This window comes from Mesorhizobium sp. M7A.F.Ca.ET.027.03.2.1, assembly GCF_003999175.1.
GTDB lineage: Bacteria > Pseudomonadota > Alphaproteobacteria > Rhizobiales > Rhizobiaceae > Mesorhizobium.
Genome location: NZ_RZOM01000870.1, coordinates 1 through 2652 on the forward strand (window position 1 = coordinate 1; position 2652 = coordinate 2652).

The 2652-nt window shown below is 64.2% G+C and carries 3 protein-coding genes; 2 read left to right on the forward strand and 1 reads right to left on the reverse strand.

Features of this window, described 5'->3' with window-relative positions:
* A partial coding sequence (locus tag EN750_RS28220) for an amidohydrolase family protein (protein ID WP_145967976.1) occupies positions 1-541 on the reverse strand: 541 nt, incomplete at its 3' end.
* Positions 542-639: 98 nt separating this feature from the next.
* On the opposite strand from EN750_RS28220, the gene hutI reads away from it, so the two are divergent.
* Both hutI and EN750_RS28230 read left to right on the forward strand, forming a co-directional pair.
* Positions 640-1875, forward strand: a complete 1236-nt coding sequence (gene hutI / locus EN750_RS28225; RefSeq protein ID WP_127398691.1) for an imidazolonepropionase — start codon at positions 640-642, stop codon at positions 1873-1875.
* Positions 1872-2652 (forward strand): aromatic amino acid lyase (locus tag EN750_RS28230; protein WP_189526529.1); only part of this gene is annotated, 781 nt, incomplete at its 3' end. The genes hutI and EN750_RS28230, both read left to right, overlap by 4 nt.

Genomic DNA, 2652 nt, shown 5'->3' on the forward strand with positions numbered 1-2652 from the left:
GATTCACATCGTTGATGAATCGCCGCTGGCCTTGGTTTGGCGCGGCGCCGCCGAAAGACGAGTGCGCATAAAACACCGGCAAAAGCGTCAGGCCGATACCTGTTTCGCCGGCCGCCGCCGCGATGCGCTCGGCCATCTCGGCAAGATTGGCGTAGGATTTTCCATCGCGGTCGTGATGCAGATAGTGAAACTCGCCGACGCGGGAAAACCCGGCCTCCAGCATCTCGACATAGAGTTGTGCTGCAACCGCCTCGACCTGATCGGGCGTCATCGACAGGGCAAAGCGGTACATCACCTCGCGCCAGCTCCAGAAACTGTCGGCGGAGGGGCCGCGAAGTTCGGCAAGGCCGGCCATGCCGCGCTGGAAGGCGTGGCTGTGCAAATTGGGCATGCCGGGCAACAGGATCGCGTGGCGTTCGTCGCCGGCTGCCGCTGCGGCGCCAGGCTGAACGGCCGTGATGCGTCCCTCGGCCAGGGTGAGCCGCACATTATCGCGCCAGCCATCGGGAAGGAGCGCCTGTTCCGCAAAGATCGCTGCCACTTTTCTCTCCGGTTCTCTGTCTCTCATGCGATGATGGCACTTGCAGTGCGTTTCAATATGTATATACATAATCGTCATCGATTGAAACGGAAAAGATGATGGCTGGACAGAACAAAAGCCGGGCAGGGGATCTTCGTCTGTGGCGCAATGCGCGGCTCGCGACCATGGCCGAAGGGTCGGCCCGACTAGGGGTTGTCGAACATGGCGCGGTCGCTGCGCGTGACGGCCGCATTGTCTATGCCGGCCTCGAGTCGGAGCTGCCCCCAACACTTGCCCAGGGCGCCGAGACGGTCGATTGCGAGGGCCGCTGGATCACGCCTGGCCTGATCGACTGCCACACCCATCTGGTCCATGCCGGCAACCGCGCCAACGAATTCGAGATGCGGCTGGCCGGCGCCACCTATGAAGAGGTCGCCCGGGCCGGCGGCGGCATTGTTTCGTCGGTCAAATCCTTGCGCGCCGCCAGCGAAGATGAACTGGTCACTCAATCGCTGCCGCGCCTCGATGCGCTGATCGCCGAAGGCGTGACCACCGTCGAGATTAAGTCCGGCTATGGCCTCGACCTCGAAAACGAGAAGAAATCGCTGCGTGCAGCCCGCCAACTGGGCGCGCAACGGGCGGTGACGATCCGCACCACCTTCCTCGGCGCTCACGCGCTGCCGCCGGAAGCCAAGGGCGACAAGGACTACTTTATCGATCTGGTCGCCAATAAGATTCTTCCATCGGTTGCCGCCGAGGGGCTGGCCGATGCCGTCGACGGTTTCTGCGAAGGCATCGCCTTTTCGCCGGAACAGATGGCGCGCGTCTTCGATGCGGCCAAAGCAGCAGGCCTGCCGGTCAAGCTCCATGCCGACCAACTGTCCAACCTGCATGGCGCCGAACTCGCCGCCCGTTACGGTGCGCTGTCGGCCGACCATCTCGAATACACCGATGATGCCGGTGCAGCGGCGATGGCCAAGGCCGGAACCGTGGCGACGATCTTGCCCGGCGCCTACTATTTCATTCGCGAAACCAAGAAGCCGCCGATCGGCCTGTTTCGCCAGCACGGCGTCAAGATGGCTGTCGCCACCGACAACAATCCCGGCACTTCGCCGCTGACCTCACTGCTTCTGACCATGAACATGGCCGCGACCCTGTTCGGCCTGACCGTCGATGAATGCCTTGCCGGCGTCACCCGGGAGGCCGCCCGCGCGCTTGGTTTGCTGGGAGAAATCGGCACGCTTGAGGTCGGAAAATCCGCCGACCTGGCGATCTGGAACATCGAGCGCCCCGCCGAACTCGTCTACCGCATGGGCTTCAACCCGCTGCATGCCCGCATCTGGAGAGGACAATGATCGAACTGACCCTGAAGCCCGGCAATGCGACGCTGGCCGATTGGCGCGCCATCTATCGTGGCGCCGTGCCCAAGCTGGACGATGCCTGCCGGCCGAAAATCAAGGCGAGCGCCGAGGCTGTCGCCAGGATCGTTGCCAAGGGCGAGCCGGTCTATGGCATCAACACCGGCTTCGGCAAACTGGCCAGCGTCCGCATCCCGGCCGAGGATCTCGAGACCTTGCAGCGCAACATCGTCCTGTCGCACGCCGCCGGCGTTGGCGAGCCGATGCCGGTTGCCGTCTGCAGGCTGATGATGGCGCTGAAGCTCGCCAGCCTGGCGCAGGGCGCCTCCGGCGTGCGGCCGCAAACCATCGAATTGCTGGAAGCAATGCTGGCCAACGACGTCATCCCGGTGGTGCCGGCGCAAGGTTCCGTCGGCGCCTCCGGCGACCTCGCCCCGCTGTCGCATATGACGGCGGTGATGATCGGCGTCGGCGAATGCTTCACCCCGCATGGCCGTTTCCCGGCCAAGGTCGCCTTCGTCTCGCATGGATTGGAACCGGTGACGCTGGGCGCCAAGGAGGGCCTGGCGCTGCTCAACGGCACCCAATTTTCGACCGCCTATGCGCTGGCCGCCTTGTTCGAGGCCGAAGTGCTCTACCAATCGGCGCTGGTCGCCGGTGCCCTGTCGACCGACGCGGCAAAAGGGTCCGACGCCCCCTTCGATCCGCGCATCCATGTGCTGAGAAAGCATCCCGGCCAGATCGAGACGGCCGACGCCCTGCGCAATCTGATGG

Bases quoted from the DNA above. Each gene is read 5' to 3' on its own strand.
- hutI (WP_127398691.1), top strand. From the start codon at position 640: ATGGCTGGACAGAACAAAAGCCGGGCAGGGGATCTTCGTCTGTGGCGC.